Origin of the sequence: Candidatus Marinarcus aquaticus, assembly GCF_004116335.1 — a bacterium.
Taxonomy (GTDB): Bacteria; Campylobacterota; Campylobacteria; order Campylobacterales; family Arcobacteraceae; genus Marinarcus; species Marinarcus aquaticus.
This window is the reverse complement of the sequence record NZ_PDKN01000001.1, coordinates 120,188-140,065: the sequence shown is the minus strand read 5'-3', so window position 1 is coordinate 140,065 and position 19,878 is coordinate 120,188. Positions and strand designations below refer to the sequence as shown.

The following is a 19,878-nucleotide window of genomic DNA, read 5'->3' as shown; positions in this document are numbered from 1 at the left end:
GTGTCAAATAATCAATCATGATATATGATATAAGGAGAAGTGATATGGATTTGAATTTGTTAAAAGTATTCGTGAGTGTGGCCAATAAAAAGAGTATTTCATTGGCAGCCAATGAACTTAAGTGTGCCCAATCTAATGTCACTTCACGTATCAAACAACTTGAAAAAATACTCGATGCCCAACTCTTTCACAGAGTTCCCAAAGGGGTCATTCTTACAGAATTGGGAAAAAGTTTTTATCCCAAAGCCATAGAAATCATTCATAAACTCGAAGATGCGGTATCAAGTTTACAAAATGATACACCCATGACACATTTAAGAGTAGGCTCTACAGAGTGTAATGCAGCCGTTCGAATCTCACCTTTTTTAATGCAACTGCATGAAGCTTTTCCTACCATGCATTTAGAACTTTTTACAGGTACCACGCAAGATGTTGTACAGATGATTTTAGATTTTCAAGTTGATATTGCTTTTATCAGTGGTTATCCCAAAAGTGATAAACTGATGGTATTAAATGTCATTGAAGAGGATATGGCTCTGCTTGAATCCAATGATATGCTCTCTCCTAATGTAACGCTAACTTTTAAAAAAGGGTGTCGATATGATGAGTTTTTAAAAGAGTATATGAAACAAAACAGTGTTGAAATTGAAAAAAGTCTCTGTTTTGGAAGTTTAGAAACCATACTGGGGTGCGTAAAAGTGGGAATGGGACGCACACTTTTACCTATGAGTCTTGTTGAAAAAATGGGATATGATAAGGATATAAGAATCACTCTTTTAGACAAAAATGATGCTCATATTCCCACCACACTTGTATGCAGAAAAGATTTTATTCCTTCCATTTCAAACTACCTTAAAGAACTTCAGCTCTAAGCTTTTAACCTTTTTCTTAAGTGACAAAGTTAAGTTTGATTTTACTTTGTTATGTTATGTTTTAATAACAGCATACAAAGGAGCACTTATGAAAAAAGGATTTGAAAATCTGACAACTTTAATTTATCTGCTCTTTGCAGTTATTCTTACAGGAATATCATTGGCGATTCTTTGGTGGTCTACCACAGAAGTGATTGAAGCCATCAAAAATTATGTCAATAAAAAAGAGTTTATTTTAGTGATGTTACAATCAGTGGGTACGGTGATTATTTCTATTGCTATTTTAGATATTTCAAAATATATGATTGAAGAAGAGGTATTTAGAAATAAAGAGTTAAGAGAACCCAAAGAAGCTCGAAGAACCCTCACTAAAATCATGACCATTATTGCCATAGCAGTGAGTGTTGAAGGCTTGGTCTATATCTTTAAAGCAGGTGCTAACGACATGCACTTACTTATTTATCCTGCCATGCTTATACTCACTGCCGTTTTTGTCATCATTGGATTGGGAATTTATCAAAAACTCAGTTATACTGTTGAACACTAAGGAGTTTTTATGAGTCTGGAATATATCAATAAAATAGAAAAAAAATTTTTGCCTCACCTTTTTTTTAACAAAGAGAAAAAAGCTCGACACGTCGGAGTAGAAATAGAGTATTCAAACCTCTCTTTAGAAAAAAGTATCGAACTTGCACGAGAACTTTTTGGTGGAGAAATCAAAAAGACCAGCAAATATGAGTGGCAATTAACTCAAAGTAAATACGGTACTTTTAACTTTGAACTGGATGCCCAACTGCTTCAAAAGATACAAAAAGAGGGTCTCTTTGAGAAACTGCAACACTACATTGGAGATGTCTCACATGATATTGACACCCTTTTAGATAAAACCTCCAAACGTTTTGTTCCCTTTGAAGTGGCCACACCACCCGTACCCATTTCAAATCTTTTTGAAATAGATAAACTCGCAGAATCATTCTGTTTACATGGTGCTTTTGGTACCACACACTCACTGCATTATGCTTTTGGAGTGCACTTTAACATTGAACCTGCTTCCTTAGAGAGCATTGATGTGCTTAAAACCTTTAAAGCTTTTTTGATTTTACAAAAGTGGATTGAAGTACAAAGTGAAGTGGACATCGCTCGTAAAATCTCTCCATATATCAATGATTTTCCCAAAGAGTATCTTAAAAAAGTGATTGACAAAGCGTATAAGCCTAATCAAGAGCAGTTTATTGAAGAGTATATTGCATTTAATCCTACACGTAATCGTATTTTAGATATGTTACCGTTAATGACTTTTTGGGATGAAAAAAGAGTACGACAACACCTTCCAAAAGAGAAAATCAATGCACGCCCTACGTTTCACTATCGATTAGCAAACTCAAAAGTCAATATCTTAAGATGGTCATTAACGCAAGAGTTTCTGCCTTGGGTAATGGTTGAACTCTTAGTGGCAAATCCTAAGAAATTTGAGATTATGAGTGAGGAGTTTTTAACTTATTTGGAGGCACCAATATTTAATACTCATGAGTGGATAGAACAATGTCATTTTCACATTCTCGACCTCTTATCGTAATAACAGGACCCAATAAAGGGTATATCTCTCGCTTTTTTATTCGACTCTCCCTTCTTTTATGTGGAGCAAGAAGTCAAGTCATACGACCAAAAGACAACTATACAACTCTTGAAATGGATGGTTTAATCATCAGTGGTGGTGATGATTTGTATTACGCTTTTTTCGAAGAAGAGAGTTGCGAACTGGAAGATGTGATTACTTACAAAAGAGATGTATTAGAGTATACCTTATTGCATAAAGCAATTGAAAAAAACATTCCTGTTTTTGGTATATGCAGAGGTTATCAATTGATCAATATTTTTTTTGGAGGGAAACTCTATAAAGATATACGTAAAGAGGGATATGAGTATCGTTATACTCCGTTTGCGTGGAAAAATATCTCCATTAAATCCAAAGGCCTTTTACAAAGAGTGCTTAAACGACGTGAAATACAAATCAACACTTTGCATCATCAAGCGGTCAAAGAGATTCCAAAAAGTTTTAAAGTTGAAGCAATGGATGAGTATGACATCATTCAATCCATTTCATATAAAGACAGTAAGAGTCTGATTTATGGCGTGCAGTGGCATCCTGAATATCTTTTTTTTATGAAAAATCATCTGAAACTGTTCAAACTCTTGGTTCAAACAGCTTCAAATGGCATCAACTCTTAACTTCAGACTTAAGCCCTTTATACAAACTCCAAGACATAAATAGTAACACAACGGCAAAAGGAAGTCCAGTTGTAATGGCACCCGCTTGCAAGGCTGAAAGGGCATCTTTACCTCCTACAAATAGTAATGCACCTGCAATAAGCCCTTCCATTGTTGCCCAAAAAACTCGTTGAGGAACTGGTGCATCCATTTTTCCACCTGCAGTGATAGAGTCAATGACCAACGAGCCTGAATCTGAACTTGTTACAAAAAAGACCAATACCAAAACAATCCCCAGCACAGAAATAATTGATGACCATGCCAAATTATCAAACATTTGAAACATTGCTAAAGATACAGTTGAAATACCATTTGAGAGCTCTCCGATATGATTTTGTACTTGTTCAATGGCGGTACCTCCAAAAGCAGACATCCAAACCATTGTAATCAAAGTAGGGATAATTAAAATGGCAATCATAAACTCTTGTACAGTTCGTCCTTTTGAAATACGCGCAATAAACATTCCAACAAATGGCGACCAAGAGATCCACCATGCCCAATAAAATACGGTCCAGCCATGCAACCACGCTTCATCTTCTCGATTAACAAAATTACTCAAAGGAATGATATTTTCCATGTAACTGGTAAACGTATTAAACAATACACTTAAAAAACCCGTAGAAGTTCCCACAAGAATGATGAACACCAACAGAATAAAGGCAATAAGCATATTGAGGTTACTTAAGAGTTTCACTCCTCCATCAATCCCACGTACCACAGAAAAAATAGCCACAGCTGTAATAAAGATGATGATTCCAATTTGAACATTGATATCATTGCCCGTTTCAAATACATAGTTCAATCCACTGGCGGCTTGTTTGGCTCCCAATCCTAAAGAGGTTGCCAAACCAAAAATAGTTGCTAACACAGCTAATAAGTCAATGAGATGACCTGGCCAGCCCCAAATACGCTCTTTAAGTAAAGGATAAAAAGCCGATCGAATAGTCAATGGAAGCTTCTTATTATAAGCAAAAAATGCCAAGGAGAGTGCAACCACACCATAAATGGCCCAAGGATGAACTCCCCAGTGATACATCGTCGCACCCATAGCAAGCGAAGCTGCTTCAGCAGTATTGGCTTCTACGCCTAAAGGCGTTTTATACCAAGCGGTATAATAAGCTACTGGTTCAGCCACACTCCAGAACATCAATCCAATTCCCATACCTGCAGCAAACAGCATCGAAAACCATGAAATTCGTGAAAACTCTGGTTTTGCATCATTGCCACCTAAACGAATTTTACCCACAGGTAAAAAAATCAGTGCCAAACAAAAGAGTACAAAAAAGTTTCCTGCACTCATAAAGAGCCAATCAAAATGGTTAATTGCCCACCATTTTGCTCCATCAAGCACCTCTTTGGATACAGTAGGGAACATAATGGTAGTAATTACAAACAGTAATATGAGCAGTGCACTCAAAAAAAATACTGGATTGTGAATATCCATACCTAAAATTTCAACATTATCTTGACCAACTTCGTAGTCCGTTTTATAAGCTGCTTTACTGATAATGTACCTCCTTGTCATTTAATATGTAATATTTTATCAAAAATTATTTATCAAAAAAGTTATATTGTGATATTAATTTACATATTTTAAGTGAATATATCACATATTATATGTAAATTAAATGTGAAATAGATGTATAAATTGTAGAAATAGTATACAATTAAAATAATGGTCCCTTTTTTTCAATCTTTACATGATGTTTGGTTTGTGTTAAAATATCAAAAATAAAAAGGTCATTTATGGATATTGAAATTTCAACTCCAGCCCTACTCTTTCCAGCAATTTCTTTGCTGTTACTTGCTTATACCAACCGTTTTTTAACCACGGGGCAACTCATACGTTCTATTTCAAGTCAAGCTCGCACCACAGGAAGTAAAAATCTTGCAGGTCAAATTGAAAATCTCAAAAAGAGATTGGAATTGACCAAATGGATGCAGTTTTTTGGTGTGGTTTCAATGCTTTTGTGTACGCTTTCGATGTTCAGTCTTTTTTTAGAGTTTCATGAAATTGGTAAAAAAATCTTTGGATTAAGTCTGATTACAATGTGTATATCTCTGTTTATTTCATTGTGGGAAGTCTATATCTCTTCTAATGCTTTGAATTTAGAGCTTCAAGATTTAACCAAGCAGTGCGAGTAACATTTAAAGTTCACTCGCATTTTTAATAATATCAATACCAAATTTACTGCGCAACTCTTGAATACCTTTGTTTAACTTGGCTTGTTGTAAATCATTTTCATACTCAAATAGGTTGAAGCTTTTAGGATTTTGTTCGTTAAAATTGGACACCGCAATATTGAGTTGGACCACACGATGGGTTGTATGATTATCTGTAATATCAAATAGTTTGAGCATCTCCTCTTTAAAATAAGCCTCACTGAACAATCGATTGGTTGATACGGTATTTTTTGACTTTGAGCGAAACTCATAGCGAATTTTCAGATAAAAAGTTTGAGGATTGACGCCTTGTTTGAGCACCAAAAAACTCAAATATCGACATAAAATAACCACTCGCCGTCGCAACTCTATTCTGTCTTGTAAAGGATCAAACGTACGCCCAATACCTATGGATTTTCGTACACTGTACTCATCGGAATAAAAAGATATTTTTTCATTATCTATACCACAAATACGGTTATAGAGTTGAATACCCGGTTTCTTCCAAGAGTAAAACAACTCTTTTTTGGCTTTGACTTGCCCCAGTTTTGAAATACCATACCCATGCAGTTTGGCAGCATACCCTTTGCCCACTCCTGAAAACATCTCGATGGGAATATCTTTGATAAACTCCTCTTCACAAGCTTTAAATACCACTTTTACCCCATGCGGCTTTGCAAACTCCGTTACAAGTTTGGCAATCCATTTTGACTCCGCTACCCCAATTGAAATAGGCAATCCCAACTGCTCGTTGATCTCTTTTTGTAGATTCAGTGCAAACTCTTTAATCTCGCTTTTTTCTACCCATCCTGTGACATCTCCAAAAAATTCATCGATGCTGAACTGCTCAATATAAGGCATACGATTGCTTAAAAATTGTGCCAGTTTATGTGAAAGTTCATGATACAAAGGATAGTGTGGCTTGATCATTTTCAAATGAGGACACAGTTGCAACGCTTCATTCACACTCATGGCGGTTTTTACGCCATACGCTCTGGCTTCATATGACGCAGTGGTAATGATGCCTCGAATACGACCATGTTCATCTTTAAAATACTCTGCGTCTTCTCCTTCGTTGTTACTGACAATAGAACTGACAAATGCGCCTGAATTATTGGAAATAAAGCGTTGCGCTTTTTTTCTATCAAAAATATTGAGGTTACTTCGTCCACCAACTGCGGTGGGTATTCCTTCTAAACTCTTATCAATGGTACGGTGTGCGGAGACAAAAAAACAATCAAGATCCAGGTGTAATATCATGGTAAAAGTATAGAGTTTTTTTCTGATTACACTCAATTATATTACAAAATGCAATCATTGACTTTTGAAAATTTTTTGTGTATATTTCACTCTTTAAAAAAGCCCTATAAAAGGATAAAAAATAGAACATTGTAGAAACTGTAAAAGAGAGATTGAACCAAAACTCAGACGTTGCCCTTATTGTGGTATCTTAAATCCAAGCGTTAAAGTCAAAGATGTCTGGATTGGTATTGCCATTGTTGTTGCAGCGATGTATGCTTACACCTACTTTATCCAAAGCTAACGTCTGATAAAGCCCAAAATAAATCCAAATGCAAGACCAATAAAGTGTCCGTACCAAGCAACCGGCAGACCTAAAAGCACTGGAAATACAGAAATCACCAATACCCATGTAATGATACCTTTTCTCTGATTTCTATCCATCAATGCCACATAACCCAACAGCACACAAATAGCGCCTGATGCTCCCACAAGATTATGCGAAAAACCAACCGCACTCATAAAAGCATAACTTCCTAAAGAGGTTAAAATACCACCCACAAAATATAAAAAAAGCAGTTGTACTTTACCACGATACTTCTCAATTAAGTTACCAAATTGATACAACACAAACATGTTCATCGCCAAGTGTCCAATGCCTCCATGAGCAAACATCGTTGTTAATGGTTGAAACCAATAACCACCCTGCTCAAAATAGAGATTTAAGCCCAAGATAATCGAACCATATTCCATATTGATTTGTACAATGTACATCAAAATAGTAATAACAATAATAGCATTGGTTAGGGTATAAGTTTTAAAGTTTTGCATTATGTTCAAACGCCTTTATCGTACACTCAACTCGTTGAGAGATATCTTGCATGGTTGCTTTTTCAAAATCGGTATACATACGGTATGCCTCTTTCCCATTGACTCTAAAAGAGGTCATCAATGAACCATCAACCAAACGACACTCTTCACTCTTTTTTCGAGGATCGTCTTTATCGTTTTCAATCACTTCATATTTGATGGTGACATAACGCTGCATCTCTTTGGGTACGTTTTTATTTATTGTATCTAAAAAAAGTTTATCACTCTTTTCTATATCAATCACATTTTTGATTTTTGAAGGGGCATGTTCAGATGGTATCACTCCACCGTTTAAAACAATCTGACCTTGACTGTAAAGTGCATAGGCTTGTTTTAAAAGTGTTTCATTAAAAATCTTTTGTGAGGTGTAGGTGAGTTTTTGGCAAGGAAGGTCGGGGTTTCCCAACGCTTCATTTTGTGGTTCAACAACATACTTAATGTACATTGTAATCACCGCCGTCATAATAACAATCGTTACGAGTGTAAAAAAGTTATTTATGACTTGTCCGGGATTTCGCTCAACCTTTCTTCTTCGCATAACCTTATACTAATGTTTCTTTTAAAACATCCTCTATGGTATCAACGGCTTTAATCTCCAACGCTTTTTTAACTTCGTATGGAATATCTTCTAAATCTCGTTGGAAGTTCTTTTTAGGAATCAAAACTTTCACCATTTTTGCTTTATAAGCAGCAATGAGTTTCTCTTTTAATCCTCCAATAGGAAGTACTTTTCCACTTAAAGTTAACTCCCCCGTCATGGCCACATCACACCGCACTTCTTTTTCACACAAAATAGATGCAATGGTCACAGCCATCGTAATTCCAGCACTTGGGCCATCTTTTGGAGTAGCCCCTTCAGGAATATGCAAGTGGATGTCGTATCGTTTGTACACTTCACTTGAATCCAGTTTGGTTTTTTCCTCTTTCTCTTTAGGCGATTTTGGAATGATGTTTTGAGGAACTTTGATGCGTCCTTTATCAATAAGTACTTTCACTACACTGTGTGAGATACGTGCAGACTCTTTCATCACATCCCCCATGTTCCCCGTTAAAGAAAGCACCCCTTTTCCATTGAGTTTAATGGCTTCGATTTTAAGCACATCTCCACCCACTGCTGTCCAAGCTAAACCGTTTGTAACACCCACAGAGTTTTTCTTATCGGCTGGGTCAATTTCAAAAATGGGTTGTTCTAAATATTTCACCAAGTTTTTAGTGTTGATTGAAACCTTTTTGGTCTCTTTTTCAGTTAAGAGTTTTTTGGCTGCTTTTCTAAAAAGTTTAGAGAAGACTCGTCGTAAGTTACGAACTCCAGCCTCTCTTGTATACTTAGCAATAATGGTTTCAATCGTTAATTTTGACATCGTTACTTCACTTTTTTTAAGCCCGTGTCGTTGTAACTCTTGAGGAATCAAATAGTCTCGTGCAATATGGTACTTCTCGTTTGGTGTATATGATGAAATCTCAATAAACTCCATTCTGTCTTTAAGTGCCGGTGGAATTCGTCGTGCATCATTAGCAGTTGCTACAAAAATCACTTGTGAAAGGTCAATAGAGAAGTTCAAGTATAAATCTCTGAACTCATTGTTTTGTTCAGGGTCTAAAATCTCAAGCATCACGGCACTTGGATCTCCTTTATGACTTACACCCAATTTATCAATTTCATCTAAAACCATCACAGGGTTCATGCTTTTTGCATCCACTAAACCTTTGACTAATCGTCCTGGCATAGCTCCCACATAAGTTCGTCTGTGCCCTCGAAGTTCATTCACATCTTCCATACCACCTAAAGCAATTCGTACCAATGGTCGTTGAAGTGCTTGTGAAATAGAGTTGGCTAAAGAGGTTTTACCCACACCCGGAGGTCCCACAAAACATAGTACGGTACCTTTGGCTTTGGCATCATCAATCCCACGCTCTTCTAACAACTCTTTAACCGCAAAATATTCAGAGATTCGCTCTTTTGGTTTGCACAATGAGTAGTGGTCTTTATTTAATTGTTCTTCCACATTGGCAACAGAAATTTTTGCTTCAGAGAGTTTTCCAAATGGTATCTCTAACACTTGCTCAATGTAAGTTTGCAACAGTGAAGCATCCGGAGAGTCTTGGTGCATTCTTGAAAGCTTCTCAATCTGTTTTCTGGTCTCTTTGTAGCCATCTTTTGGCATAAAAGGTTTGAGTCTTTTAAGCTTCCTTTTGTAAATTTTAATCTCTTGGTCTTTTTTATTATCTGTACCCAACTCTTTTTGAATCGCTTTGATTTGCTCTTTTAAGAAGTAATCTTTATGCGTTTTTTCAATTTTAGAGTTGACTTTTTGAGTAATTTCATTTTGAATTTTAAAACTCTCAATCTCTTTTTTAATCACTTCAATGATTTTAATGAGTCGGTTTTCTACATTAAGTTCACAAAATAACTCATACGCTTCATCTTTTTTCACTCTTAATACTGAAGAGATTAAGTCTGCAATTCGTACAGGATCATTGTTTTCATCGATGGTTTTGATTAAATCTGCAGGAAACTTTGAGTTGATTCGTGAAAGTTTTTTAACTTGTTCTCGCAATACATCAATGAGTGAAACAATTTGCTGCTCATCATACGGTTCAGGTTTGATGGTATCAACAAAAGCAAATGCTGGGTTTTCAGAGTCAAATTTTTCAATTTTTCCTTTGGCCAATCCTTGAAACAATACTTTTATTTTACCATCTGGAAGGCTCACTTTTCTCATGATATTTCCTACAACACCGACGTTGTAGAAACTATCGGCATCTCGTTTACCTTCTTGTCCGGGTTTACTTACACTGACAATCACCAACTTATTGGTATCAATAGCTGTTTCAACTGCTTTGATATTAATATCTTCACCTAAAAATAGTGGTGCAATCATAAATGGATATAAAAATATATCGTCTTCTATAATTAATGGTATCTCTTGAGGGAAAGAGTCGTAATTACTTAATTCCATTTATAACTCTCCTTTGTTTTAAAAATTATTCAAATATACTTCGGTAAAAAGGAACATCAACAGGTTTTACATCTTGTGTATGTTCCCAAGACTCTTTTGCTTTTTGTGCATACATTTCCTGCGCCATTGGCTTATCCACACGACCATATAACTCTGAAATCTCTTGGTCAAAAGAGGCTTTTGCCATTGCCATTCGAGAACTGATGTCTTGTACTAAATGAATATAAGGTGAGTTTGAATAACTTTGCATAAACTCTTGAATTTCATCTAATGTTTCAGTTACAAGTTGTTGATTTCTAAATTGGCTTTCAAAAGCAAAGAAATTTGCTTTGATTTTTAAGTATCGCACATAATCAATATTTTTGCTCAATGCAAATCGTTTGATGTACTCATCAAGGTAATATTTTGCTAACTCATACTCCTCTTCAGCAATATGCGCATTAGCAATGATCAACATCGCTGTTGGAATCAATGGTGAGTTTTTGTGCTCACTCTCTAAAGAAATATAGGTATCGTCTGCTGCTTCTAAATCATAAAATGCAATTTGTTTGAGCATTTTATTGTACCAATACACTGCAGGTTTGTTGTACTCTTTAATGCCTGGTTCTTTCGAAGAACACCCCAGTAATAAAGCTGCAATAATACCACTTGCAACAAGATATTTGCTTGTTTTAAAAACACTGTTTAGTTTAACCATATTGTTTGTCCTCTTAATTAGTCAAGCTATTTTATCCAATCGAAGCTTAACCAAATACATAAGTCACTTCTAAATCACATATTAAAAAATATTTGATATAATAAACCAATTGACTAACCAAAGGTACTATAATGAAACTTACATTAATCGGAAATGGTATGATGGCTGAAGCTTTAGCTGTTGGACTGACCAAAAAATATGAAGTAGAAGTGATTGGACGAAATGCAGCCAAACTGCAAAAACTCCAACAAAAGATTCCAGAAATCAGCATCAAAGTGATGAGCGATAAAGAGGACATTACAGGAAAAAACATTCTGTTTTGTGTAAAACCGTATGCTTTACAAAGCGTCTCTTTGCGACTGGATGGAACAGCCAATACACTCTACTCTATTTTAGCAGGAACGAAACTGGAGTATCTGAAACGACAAATTAAAGCCAAACGATACATAAGAACCATGCCCAATATTGCAGCATCAAAACAAAAATCCATGACCACAATCACAGGAGATAAAGACGCACAAGCAGAAGCCATTGAGATTTTTTCTTCCATTGGTCGTGCCCTTTGGGTCAACACTGAAAATCAATTGGACATTGCTACAGCACTTGCTGGAAGTGGTCCAGCATTTTTAGCACTTGTTGCTGAAGCTTTAGCAGATGGTGCCGTAAAAGCTGGATTAGAGAGAAGTTACAGTGTGGAGCTTGTACGAGGTCTGTTTGAAGGAACAGCGGCACTGCTTGACACCAATCACCCAGCACTGATTAAAGAAGGGGTAATGAGCCCTGGAGGTACCACAGCACAAGGTTTAGCGGAACTTGAAGATGCCAATGTACGAAGTGCCTTTATCAAAGCAATCGATAAAGCCTATTTAAAAGCCATAGAAGTTGGTCAAAAATAGTTTCTCGCTGTTTGAAACCATTCTAGCAATCACCATTATTGCACTTTTAGTAAGTGGATTTTTAAAATTCACTTACCCTAAAACTAACGACCAAAAATCTTTAGAAGCTATCAGTAATAACTTCAAGCAAGAAACCTTTACTTTACCTCATCATACAAGTTATTTCACACTTTTTCAAGATGGTGCACAACTGTTACAAATTTCAGGGAACAAAATAATTAAAAGTACGTATGAAGATGAAACATTTCTCTTCACGCGTTATGAAGTTGCACATTCCAATGCTCAAATTGTAGAGTCGAAGGTATTTGAATGAAACGCAGCGTTGTTCTTTTTGAACTTATTATCACACTCATTATTCTAAGCAGTGCCACTTTGTTTGCATTGCAGTTTTATAAACAGTTACATGAAACGCATACAAGCGAATATTTGCAACAACGACAACACATCAATTTACAAAGCAGCAAACTATTTTTAACGCACCTTTTTGCAAACAGTGTGTTATTTCATGCCAACAATACCACACTTACTTTTCATCAAAAAGCACAAACAGCTTTTAAACAGAATCTTTACAGTGGTATCATTGATTTAAATCAAAGCAGTAAAGAAAAAGCCTTCTCAGCCAACAGTAAACTTGGCCAACTTCACAATATTTATGCAGTTTATTTTAATGAGCAATTTTGGTATGAGCTTGAACCCTTTACTCAAGATGAATTTTTACATTTTAAAAATGCACAAAGCAGTAAAACATTATTTGAACACTACCATTTGATTTTTTCTCAAAGCAGACTTTATATAAAAAACAAACAACTCTTTTTAAATGGTGCTTTACTTCTTGAAGAGGTAAATGCATTCAATGTAACACAACAAAACAATACACTGCTTGTAAATTTATGCCATAAAAACTTATGTGTTGATTGGAGGTTTAAAATATGAAAAAGTCCTTTGCTTTGCTTATTACACTTTTTTTAGTGTTGCTTTTTTCACTTTTAGGCTATCAAATCATAAGCACCAAGACACTTCAAAGTTATACTTTAAGCAATGCATATATGAGTGAACAAGCAAGAGTACATCAACTGTTTTTCAAATCTTTTCTTTTAAATCAAAGCAATTTTGAGTGTCAAAATGAGTTGGTATTTGATGAAGGATTATTTCAATTCAAAGCAAAGATTGAGTACATAGAGGGTTCATGCAACAGTGGTCATGCACGTATTGACACCTTTATAACAAGTAAAAGTGAGCGTTTCTCAATACGACTGCATGAACGATTTTTAAAAAAATTATAAAATCACATCCAACACTTTTTTAGCCAATGTCAATGCTTGACTTCGATGAGAAAAACTTTTTTTAACTTCAGGTGGCAACTCTCCTAAGGTTTGAGAATATCCTGATGGAGTAAAGAGTGGGTCATACCCAAATCCACCCTCACCTTTTTGTGTGTCTCCCACTTCACCATGCATCCAACCATGTACGGTGTAGACTTCATTCTTATAAATAATAGCAATACAAGCAGTGTAGTATGCTGGAGTACTTTTTAGATTCCTAGATTTAAGTTGTGAAATGAGTTTTTGATTATTTTGTTCGTCACTTGCACTCTCACCTGCATATCGTGCAGAGTAAATACCTGGTTCATTATTCAATACTGGAACCGTAACCCCACTGTCATCTGAAATAACAACCGCATTGGCATCATTTAACTTATCATAAATTGCTTGGGCTTTAATAACGGCATTGGCTTTAAAACTATCCCCATCCTCTATAATATCCATTTTACCGATAAGCTCTTCAAATGCATAGACTTCATCATTGGGCATGAGCTTTTTAAACTCATCAATTTTTCCTTTATTGGCAGTGGCTAAAACTATTTTCATAAAATTTTCCTTTTTATTCTGATTAAAAAAATGCCTTAATTCTATTCAAGTATTTTTACAGTATAATTCGGACTTATTTTATCTTTTTTAGGATTATATATGATTAAAACCATCCTACCTTTATGTTCAATTATTTCACTACGTTTCTTAGGTCTTTTTTTAGTCCTTCCTGTTATCTCTGTCTATGCCATGAATTTAAAAGGTGCAAACACAACGCTTATTGGTGTGGTCATTGGAGGATATGCATTAACTCAAATGCTTTTTCAAATCCCTTTTGGTATTTTAAGCGATAAACTGGGACGTAAAGGTACTATTATTATGGGTCTGTTGCTTTTTGCAATTGGTTCAATTATTTGTGCCTTGTCTGTAGATATTTTTTCACTCATGTTGGGTCGATTCTTACAAGGTGCTGGAGCCATTGGTGCAGTCGTCACTGCCATGATCAGTGACTTGGTTAAAGAGGAACAACGCCCAAAAGCGATGTCCTTTATGGGTGCGAGTATTGCAGGAAGTTTTGCACTTTCTATGCTTTTTGGACCAACCATCGGTGCGTATGCGGGAGTTGAAGTTCTTTTTTGGATTACGGCATTCTTAGCTGTTTTTTCAATTTATTTGATTGTTAAAAAAGTACCAAATCCACCTGTAATCACACATACATACTCTACAAAACTGAATATTTTTAATGTACTGAAAAACTCCAACTTGGTTAAAATGAACATCACTAACTTTTTACAAAAAGGGTTGATGACGTTTGCTTTTATGATTATTCCAATGGTACTTTTAAAAGAGTTTAACTGGGAGATGAAAGAGCTTTATAAAGTCTATATCCCTGCCATGATTTTTGGAGTATTGGCAATGGCACCAGCAGCCATTATGGCTGAAAAATATGGAAAGTTTAAAGAGGTGCTGATTATTGGTATTGTCTTCTTTGCCCTTTCATATTTAATCATTGGATTTGGTCAAGACGACCTTCTGTTTGTCATTGGTGTAATTATATTCTTTACTGGGTTTAATATGCACGAACCTATCATGCAATCACTGGCCTCAAAGTTTGCAAAAGTGCACCAACGTGGATTTGTTTTGGGAATTTTCAATGCCTTTGGATATTTAGGAACCTTCTTAGGTGGACTTCTTGGAGGAATGTTTTATGCACAAACTTCGATGAGTGCCATTGTAACTTCGATTGCTGTGGTCTGTTTTTTATGGTTATTATTGATTTTTTCTATGCCCAACCCAATGAAAAAACGTGTTGCCTATATTCATTTAGACACCATCAATCAAGAAAAAACACCTGCACTTCATGACTTTTATGGCATTGAAGAGTGGTATATTAATGAAACAGAAAACCTTCTGATTGTAAAATATGACGAAAATGAAACCTCGCCTTCAAAAATTGAAGAGGTTTTAAAATAACTTTGTGTTAGAATAGGTGATTATGCTTATGCGTAATCACACTCTACACTAGGTTATTGTATGCAAAAACTTGTAAGAACTTTTCTTCTTCTCACTGTTGCTTTTTTAACAATAACCATTGCAACTGTCCCCAAAAATATCTCTCAATCAACATTTGAAAAATATAAGAGTAAATACGATGCACAAGCAGTGCAACGCCTTTTATTGTGGGACAATATGATTGAAGAAGCCAAAACAAAAAACATCTTGCATCAACTCAAAGATGTCAATGACTTCTTCAATAAAATTCGCTACAGTCTGGACAGTAAACATTGGGGTCAAAACGATTATTGGGCGACTCCTTTTGAGTTTATGGGTACAGGTGCTGGTGACTGTGAAGATTACGCCATTGCAAAATATTTTACACTGCGCAAATTGGGTGTACCGGATGAGAAGTTACGTATTACCTATGTTAAGTTATCTCAAGCTCGAACACAATATGAACAAGCACATATGGTATTGACCTATTATCACAAACCCAACTCGATTCCAATTGTTTTAGACAATGTTGACAAACGTCTGCAAGTCGCCAGTAAACGTCCCGATTTGAAACCTGTTTACAGTTTTAATGCCGAAGGATTATGGAAAGCACAAACAAAAGGAAAAGGCGACGAACGCGTCGGCAGTAATAATTTAAAATCTTGGAAAGACTTAATGTCTCGAATTTAATAAAAGGAAAAACAATGTCTTTGTCGAAACAACTCTATATCATCATCTCGTTGATATTCTTTATGATATTTACGGGAAATTTTATCATCAGTGTTACCAACACCAAAGCCTATTTACAGAGTGAATCCATCACAAAAGCTCAAGATACGGCAACATCGCTTGGGATGACGTTGAAAACATTTATGCAAGATAAACAAGACCCAGAAATTGAAACCATCATCAAAGCGATTGCCAATCGTGGCTTTTATAAAGAGATTCGACTCGAAGACATTAACTTTTCCTTTACCACCACCCAACTGCTTAATAAAGTGGGTAAAAATGATGGTACTTGGTATGTTCAAGCCATAACGATTGATCCAAAATATGGACAAATTAAACAACAGAATGATGATGCGGAATTATTAAATGAATTGGCGGCTTTAGAAAATGAAGAACTCGACAACACCAATACAACAAACAGTGTAAAAAGTTATATTTTTGTACCGTCACAAGCGTATCTTAATGGAGGTCATTTTCCCATTGAAGTGACGCTCACAAACGATACAACAAGCCTCACAGAAAATGTCGAGTTTGAATTTGATAAGGTTTTAGTCAAACAGACACGTGAAGAAAAGTTTGAGTATGTGCCTCAATGGTTTATTAACCTTATCCCCATTGAATTAAAAGAGACAAGCAGTGAGATCAGTGATGGATGGAACAAAGCTGCTGTTATTTATGTCAGTGCCAATGCAGGTGAAGCGTATGCCAAACTTTATGAACAAGCCAAAGGCGCCATTTATTATGCCATCGTAGCTTTTTTAGTCTCTATTGCTCTGTTGGTGCTGTTTTTACGATTTATTCTGCAACCGCTTAAAAACATTGAAAAACTGGCACAAAATATTGCCAAAGGGAATTTTGGGGTGATTAAAAACTTGCCGTGGACCACAGAGATTAAAAATGTTGCCATTGCCATGAATGATATGTCCACAAAAATTGAATCCATTATCTCTAAGCTGAACAACAATCTTGCTAATATCACCAAACAATTATCTGTGGATAACCTCACAGGATTGCAACTCAAACAGACGTTTGAAACCGATATGAAAAAGATGTTTATGGCAAAATCATATGGATACATCTTAACCATAAAAATTGATGACTTGGCTTCGTATGCCAATAAACACTCCTCTAAAGAGGTGAATCATTTTATTAAAAGTTTTGCCAATATTTTAGATACGTGCAAATCTGATTTTTGTAAAAATGTCTCTGCATATCGTTTTTATGGTTCAGAGTTTGCTGTAATTGCCAAAGAGTTTTCACATGAACGAGCCACACAACTCGTTGAACACTTTAAAAAGGAGTTTGAAAAACTCGGAGTTGAATTGGGTAAAGATGGCGTAGCACATGTTGGAGCAACGCCATTTAACCCTATTGGTACCACATATGGTATTTTGGATGCAGCGAATGAGGCGTATCAATTGGCCAAACAAATTGGTCCCAACGAAGCCTATATCCGAGATGAGAGTGATTTAACCCGAGACATGGAAGAGTGGCGAGAACTCATTTATGACATCATTGACCATGGTAAATTTGAAGTGGGATATATTGGAGATGCGCATATCTTAAATGGAGAGAAAAAAGGTACGCTTGTAATGCAAGAAGCCTTCACACAAGCCAAAGATAAAAATGGCGATTCTATCCCTATTGGTACGTTTATCTCCATTGCTGAAAAGTATGAAAAAGTCATCGACTTTGATAAAGCAGTCGTTAAAAAAGTGATTGATTATATCAACAAAAACCAAATTGCACATGAAATTTCAATCAACTTATCGCTTGATTCCATTGAGAACAGTGTCTTTATCAGTTGGTTACTTTCAACCATTCATGCAAATGCGAATGTTGCTTCTCAATTGGTATTTTCAATTACCGCTTATGGGGTTGCAAAAGATGAGAATAAATTCAAAACATTCTCAAAAGCGATACATGACAGTGGAGCGAAAATTATCATCAAACGATTTGAGACCAAGTTTATTCCACTTGATAACATCAAAGAGTATAACCTCGATTACATTCGATTGGCAAGAGATTATACCAATGGTATTGCCAACGACAGCAGTAAACAAGGTTTTGTTGAAGCGATGCAAGAGCTCTCAACACTGATCAATATCAAAGTCTTTGCAGAGAATGTCAAAGAGGATGAAGACTTTGAAAAAGTAAGCCAACTGAACATCTATGGAGCAAGCCGATAAGCTTGCTTCGTGCCCTTTCCCCCTTTCCATTAAAATAATAATGTTTATGTTATAATTCGCAACATTTTATTTATACAGGATTTTCCAAATGCTTTCAATTATTGTATTTACAATTTTCACTGCATTGGTCTTAAACATTATTTTAAAAAAAGCTCACCTTCCTACTATTATTGGATATATTTTAACAGGAACGATCATTGCTTATGTTTTTGACCTGCATGATGCAGTCAATAATCACGAACTCAAAGAGATTGCTGAGTTTGGAGTCGTATTTCTTATGTTCACCATTGGTTTAGAGTTCTCCATTGAACATCTTAAAAAGATGAAAAATGAAGTGTTCCTTACAGGTACACTTCAAATTGTGATCACGGCGTCAATCGTTTATGCCATGAGTCACTATATTTTTGGTATTGAACAACAAGTTTCATTTATTATTGCTTTAGCCATTGCTCTGTCTTCAACAGCCATTGTTTTAAAAACATTTAATGAAACAGGTGAAATTAATAAACGGTACGGTCAACGAAGTTTGGGGATACTCATCATGCAAGATATTGCTGTGATTCCTATTTTATTGATCATTGGTTTTATGAGTAACTCTGATGCACAAATTGATTCACTTTTGATTCGAATGTTTTTAAGTGCAACCTTTTTATTGCTCTTTTTATGGTTGATTGGTCGATACTTTTTGGAACCCTTTTTTAATCAAATTGTTAAAACAAACTCCGATGAGCTCTTTGTAGGAACTATTTTGTTTCTAGCAATGGGGGCTTCATACTTAGCACACGCATTAGGCTTCTCTTACTCTCTTGGAGCATTTATTGCAGGGATGTTGATTGCTGAAACAAAATATAAACATCAAGCAGAAGCTGACTTGATTCCATTTAGAGATTTACTCTTGGGTATATTTTTTATCACCGTAGGAATGCAAATTAAGTTTGATATCATTGCTTCGTATATCCACATTGTTTTAGCCCTTTTAGTGGGTGTGGTGATTTTAAAATTTGTCATTATTTATTTTATCATTCACCTCAATGAGAGTAAACGTGTGAGTATTAAAACCGCATTGAGTTTGGTGCAAGTGGGTGAATTCTCTCTGGCTTTATTAGAGTTGGCACGTTCGTATGATTTAATCGGTCCACCCTATGGACAAATCATGATTATAACAATTGTTTTAAGTATGATTCTCACTCCCATCATTCTTAAAAACCTTTCCAATATCACGGATAAATTTGTGCCTCATCCCGATGAAAATGAACACAATATTGAGTCATCGGTGCTTAAAAATCATGTGGTTATTTTAGGTTTTGGTGAGTTTGGTCGAAACATCGCACATAATCTCAAAGAGAATGATTGTTTATATGTTGCCATTGAAAACAACTTAGAGACCTACCAAAGAGCTAAAAAAGAGAATGAATCTGTTATTTTTGGCAATGCCACCAACAAAGAGATTTTAAAAAACGTGCAAATTCAAAATGCAGCATATGTCATTGTCGCCATTGACAATCCCAAAAAGCTCTATAACGTCTGCACCATTTTGCATAAATATGTCTCATTGAAAAAAATCATTGTAAAAATCCACAACAGCAATGAAAAGAGCATCTTAAATGAATTGGGCATTGATCATATTGTTATTGAAAATGAATTAGCAAGCAGCAGCGTGTGTAAACTCATTGCTCAAACACCAACGCAAGAGTAA

The 19,878-nt window shown here is 35.6% G+C and carries 20 protein-coding genes; 13 read left to right on the top strand and 7 right to left on the bottom strand.

Features of this window, described 5'->3' with window-relative positions; all coding sequences use genetic code 11:
• The first annotated feature begins 44 nt into the window (after positions 1-44).
• The 4 genes from CRV04_RS00660 (at position 45) to CRV04_RS00645 (ending at position 3,101) form a co-directional block, all read left to right on the top strand.
• Positions 45-872, top strand: coding sequence for a LysR family transcriptional regulator (locus CRV04_RS00660; RefSeq protein WP_128994697.1), 828 nt, complete (start codon positions 45-47; stop codon positions 870-872).
• Positions 873-960: 88 nt separating this feature from the next.
• Positions 961-1,419, top strand: a complete 459-nt coding sequence (locus tag CRV04_RS00655) for a hypothetical protein (protein ID WP_128994696.1) — start codon at positions 961-963, stop codon at positions 1,417-1,419.
• 9 nt (positions 1,420-1,428) lie between these two features.
• Positions 1,429-2,448, top strand: coding sequence for an amidoligase family protein (locus tag CRV04_RS00650; RefSeq protein ID WP_128994695.1), 1,020 nt, complete (start codon positions 1,429-1,431; stop codon positions 2,446-2,448).
• Positions 2,415-3,101, top strand: coding sequence for a gamma-glutamyl-gamma-aminobutyrate hydrolase family protein (locus CRV04_RS00645; RefSeq protein ID WP_128994694.1), 687 nt, complete (start codon positions 2,415-2,417; stop codon positions 3,099-3,101). Before CRV04_RS00650 ends, CRV04_RS00645 begins: the two co-directional genes overlap by 34 nt.
• Here CRV04_RS00645 and CRV04_RS00640 read toward each other — a convergent pair.
• Complete coding sequence (locus CRV04_RS00640; protein ID WP_128994693.1) at positions 3,091-4,665, bottom strand: BCCT family transporter; 1,575 nt, start codon at positions 4,663-4,665, stop codon at positions 3,091-3,093. The two genes, CRV04_RS00645 and CRV04_RS00640, sit on opposite strands and share 11 nt — an antisense overlap.
• Positions 4,666-4,886: 221 nt before the next feature.
• Between CRV04_RS00640 and CRV04_RS00635 the strand changes: the two genes are divergently transcribed.
• A complete protein-coding gene (locus CRV04_RS00635; protein WP_128994692.1) occupies positions 4,887-5,285 on the top strand; it encodes a DUF2721 domain-containing protein in 399 nt (132 codons plus the stop codon).
• 3 nt (positions 5,286-5,288) lie between these two features.
• On the opposite strand, the gene CRV04_RS00630 is transcribed toward CRV04_RS00635, so the two are convergent.
• From CRV04_RS00630 to CRV04_RS00610, 5 genes are all read right to left on the bottom strand, one after another.
• Entirely contained in the window at positions 5,289-6,563 is a 1,275-nt protein-coding gene (locus CRV04_RS00630) for a Y-family DNA polymerase (protein ID WP_128994691.1), read from the bottom strand.
• Between the two features lie 279 nt (positions 6,564-6,842).
• Positions 6,843-7,373 carry a rhomboid family intramembrane serine protease gene (locus CRV04_RS00625; protein WP_128994690.1) on the bottom strand — a complete coding sequence of 177 codons (531 nt, stop codon included), beginning with the start codon at positions 7,371-7,373 and terminating at the stop codon, positions 6,843-6,845.
• Positions 7,360-7,950 (bottom strand): hypothetical protein, encoded by a 591-nt coding sequence (locus CRV04_RS00620; protein ID WP_128994689.1) that lies wholly within the window; start codon positions 7,948-7,950, stop codon positions 7,360-7,362. The genes CRV04_RS00625 and CRV04_RS00620 overlap by 14 nt, the downstream gene beginning before the upstream one ends.
• Positions 7,951-7,954: 4 nt before the next feature.
• Complete coding sequence (gene lon, locus CRV04_RS00615; protein WP_128994688.1) at positions 7,955-10,372, bottom strand: endopeptidase La; 2,418 nt, start codon at positions 10,370-10,372, stop codon at positions 7,955-7,957.
• A gap of 25 nt (positions 10,373-10,397) precedes the next feature.
• Positions 10,398-11,069 carry an outer membrane protein assembly factor BamD gene (locus CRV04_RS00610; RefSeq protein WP_128994687.1) on the bottom strand — a complete coding sequence of 224 codons (672 nt, stop codon included), beginning with the start codon at positions 11,067-11,069 and terminating at the stop codon, positions 10,398-10,400.
• Between the two features lie 131 nt (positions 11,070-11,200).
• Between CRV04_RS00610 and CRV04_RS00605 the strand changes: the two genes are divergently transcribed.
• Genes CRV04_RS00605 through CRV04_RS00590 form a run of 4 tightly spaced genes read left to right on the top strand, consistent with a single transcriptional unit; the run spans position 11,201 to position 13,248 of the window.
• Positions 11,201-11,965 carry a pyrroline-5-carboxylate reductase gene (locus tag CRV04_RS00605; protein WP_128994686.1) on the top strand — a complete coding sequence of 255 codons (765 nt, stop codon included), beginning with the start codon at positions 11,201-11,203 and terminating at the stop codon, positions 11,963-11,965.
• A complete protein-coding gene (locus CRV04_RS00600; protein ID WP_128994685.1) occupies positions 11,952-12,278 on the top strand; it encodes a hypothetical protein in 327 nt (108 codons plus the stop codon). The genes CRV04_RS00605 and CRV04_RS00600 overlap by 14 nt, the downstream gene beginning before the upstream one ends.
• Complete coding sequence (locus tag CRV04_RS00595) at positions 12,275-12,898, top strand: hypothetical protein (RefSeq protein WP_128994684.1); 624 nt, start codon at positions 12,275-12,277, stop codon at positions 12,896-12,898. The genes CRV04_RS00600 and CRV04_RS00595 overlap by 4 nt, the downstream gene beginning before the upstream one ends.
• A complete protein-coding gene (locus CRV04_RS00590) occupies positions 12,895-13,248 on the top strand; it encodes a hypothetical protein (protein ID WP_128994683.1) in 354 nt (117 codons plus the stop codon). Before CRV04_RS00595 ends, CRV04_RS00590 begins: the two co-directional genes overlap by 4 nt.
• Here CRV04_RS00590 and rdgB read toward each other — a convergent pair.
• Positions 13,243-13,833, bottom strand: a complete 591-nt coding sequence (gene rdgB / locus CRV04_RS00585) for an RdgB/HAM1 family non-canonical purine NTP pyrophosphatase (protein WP_128994682.1) — start codon at positions 13,831-13,833, stop codon at positions 13,243-13,245. The two genes, CRV04_RS00590 and rdgB, sit on opposite strands and share 6 nt — an antisense overlap.
• Before the next feature lie 99 nt (positions 13,834-13,932).
• Between rdgB and CRV04_RS00580 the strand changes: the two genes are divergently transcribed.
• From CRV04_RS00580 to CRV04_RS00565, 4 genes are all read left to right on the top strand, one after another.
• A complete protein-coding gene (locus CRV04_RS00580; RefSeq protein ID WP_128994681.1) occupies positions 13,933-15,246 on the top strand; it encodes an MFS transporter in 1,314 nt (437 codons plus the stop codon).
• 60 nt (positions 15,247-15,306) lie between these two features.
• The gene (locus CRV04_RS00575) at positions 15,307-15,954 is read left to right on the top strand and encodes a transglutaminase-like cysteine peptidase (protein WP_128994680.1); all 648 of its coding nucleotides are present in this window, start codon (positions 15,307-15,309) and stop codon (positions 15,952-15,954) included.
• A 14-nt stretch (positions 15,955-15,968) separates the two neighbouring features.
• Positions 15,969-18,182 carry a bifunctional diguanylate cyclase/phosphodiesterase gene (locus CRV04_RS00570; RefSeq protein ID WP_128994679.1) on the top strand — a complete coding sequence of 738 codons (2,214 nt, stop codon included), beginning with the start codon at positions 15,969-15,971 and terminating at the stop codon, positions 18,180-18,182.
• Positions 18,183-18,270: 88 nt separating this feature from the next.
• A complete protein-coding gene (locus tag CRV04_RS00565) occupies positions 18,271-19,878 on the top strand; it encodes a cation:proton antiporter (RefSeq protein WP_128994678.1) in 1,608 nt (535 codons plus the stop codon).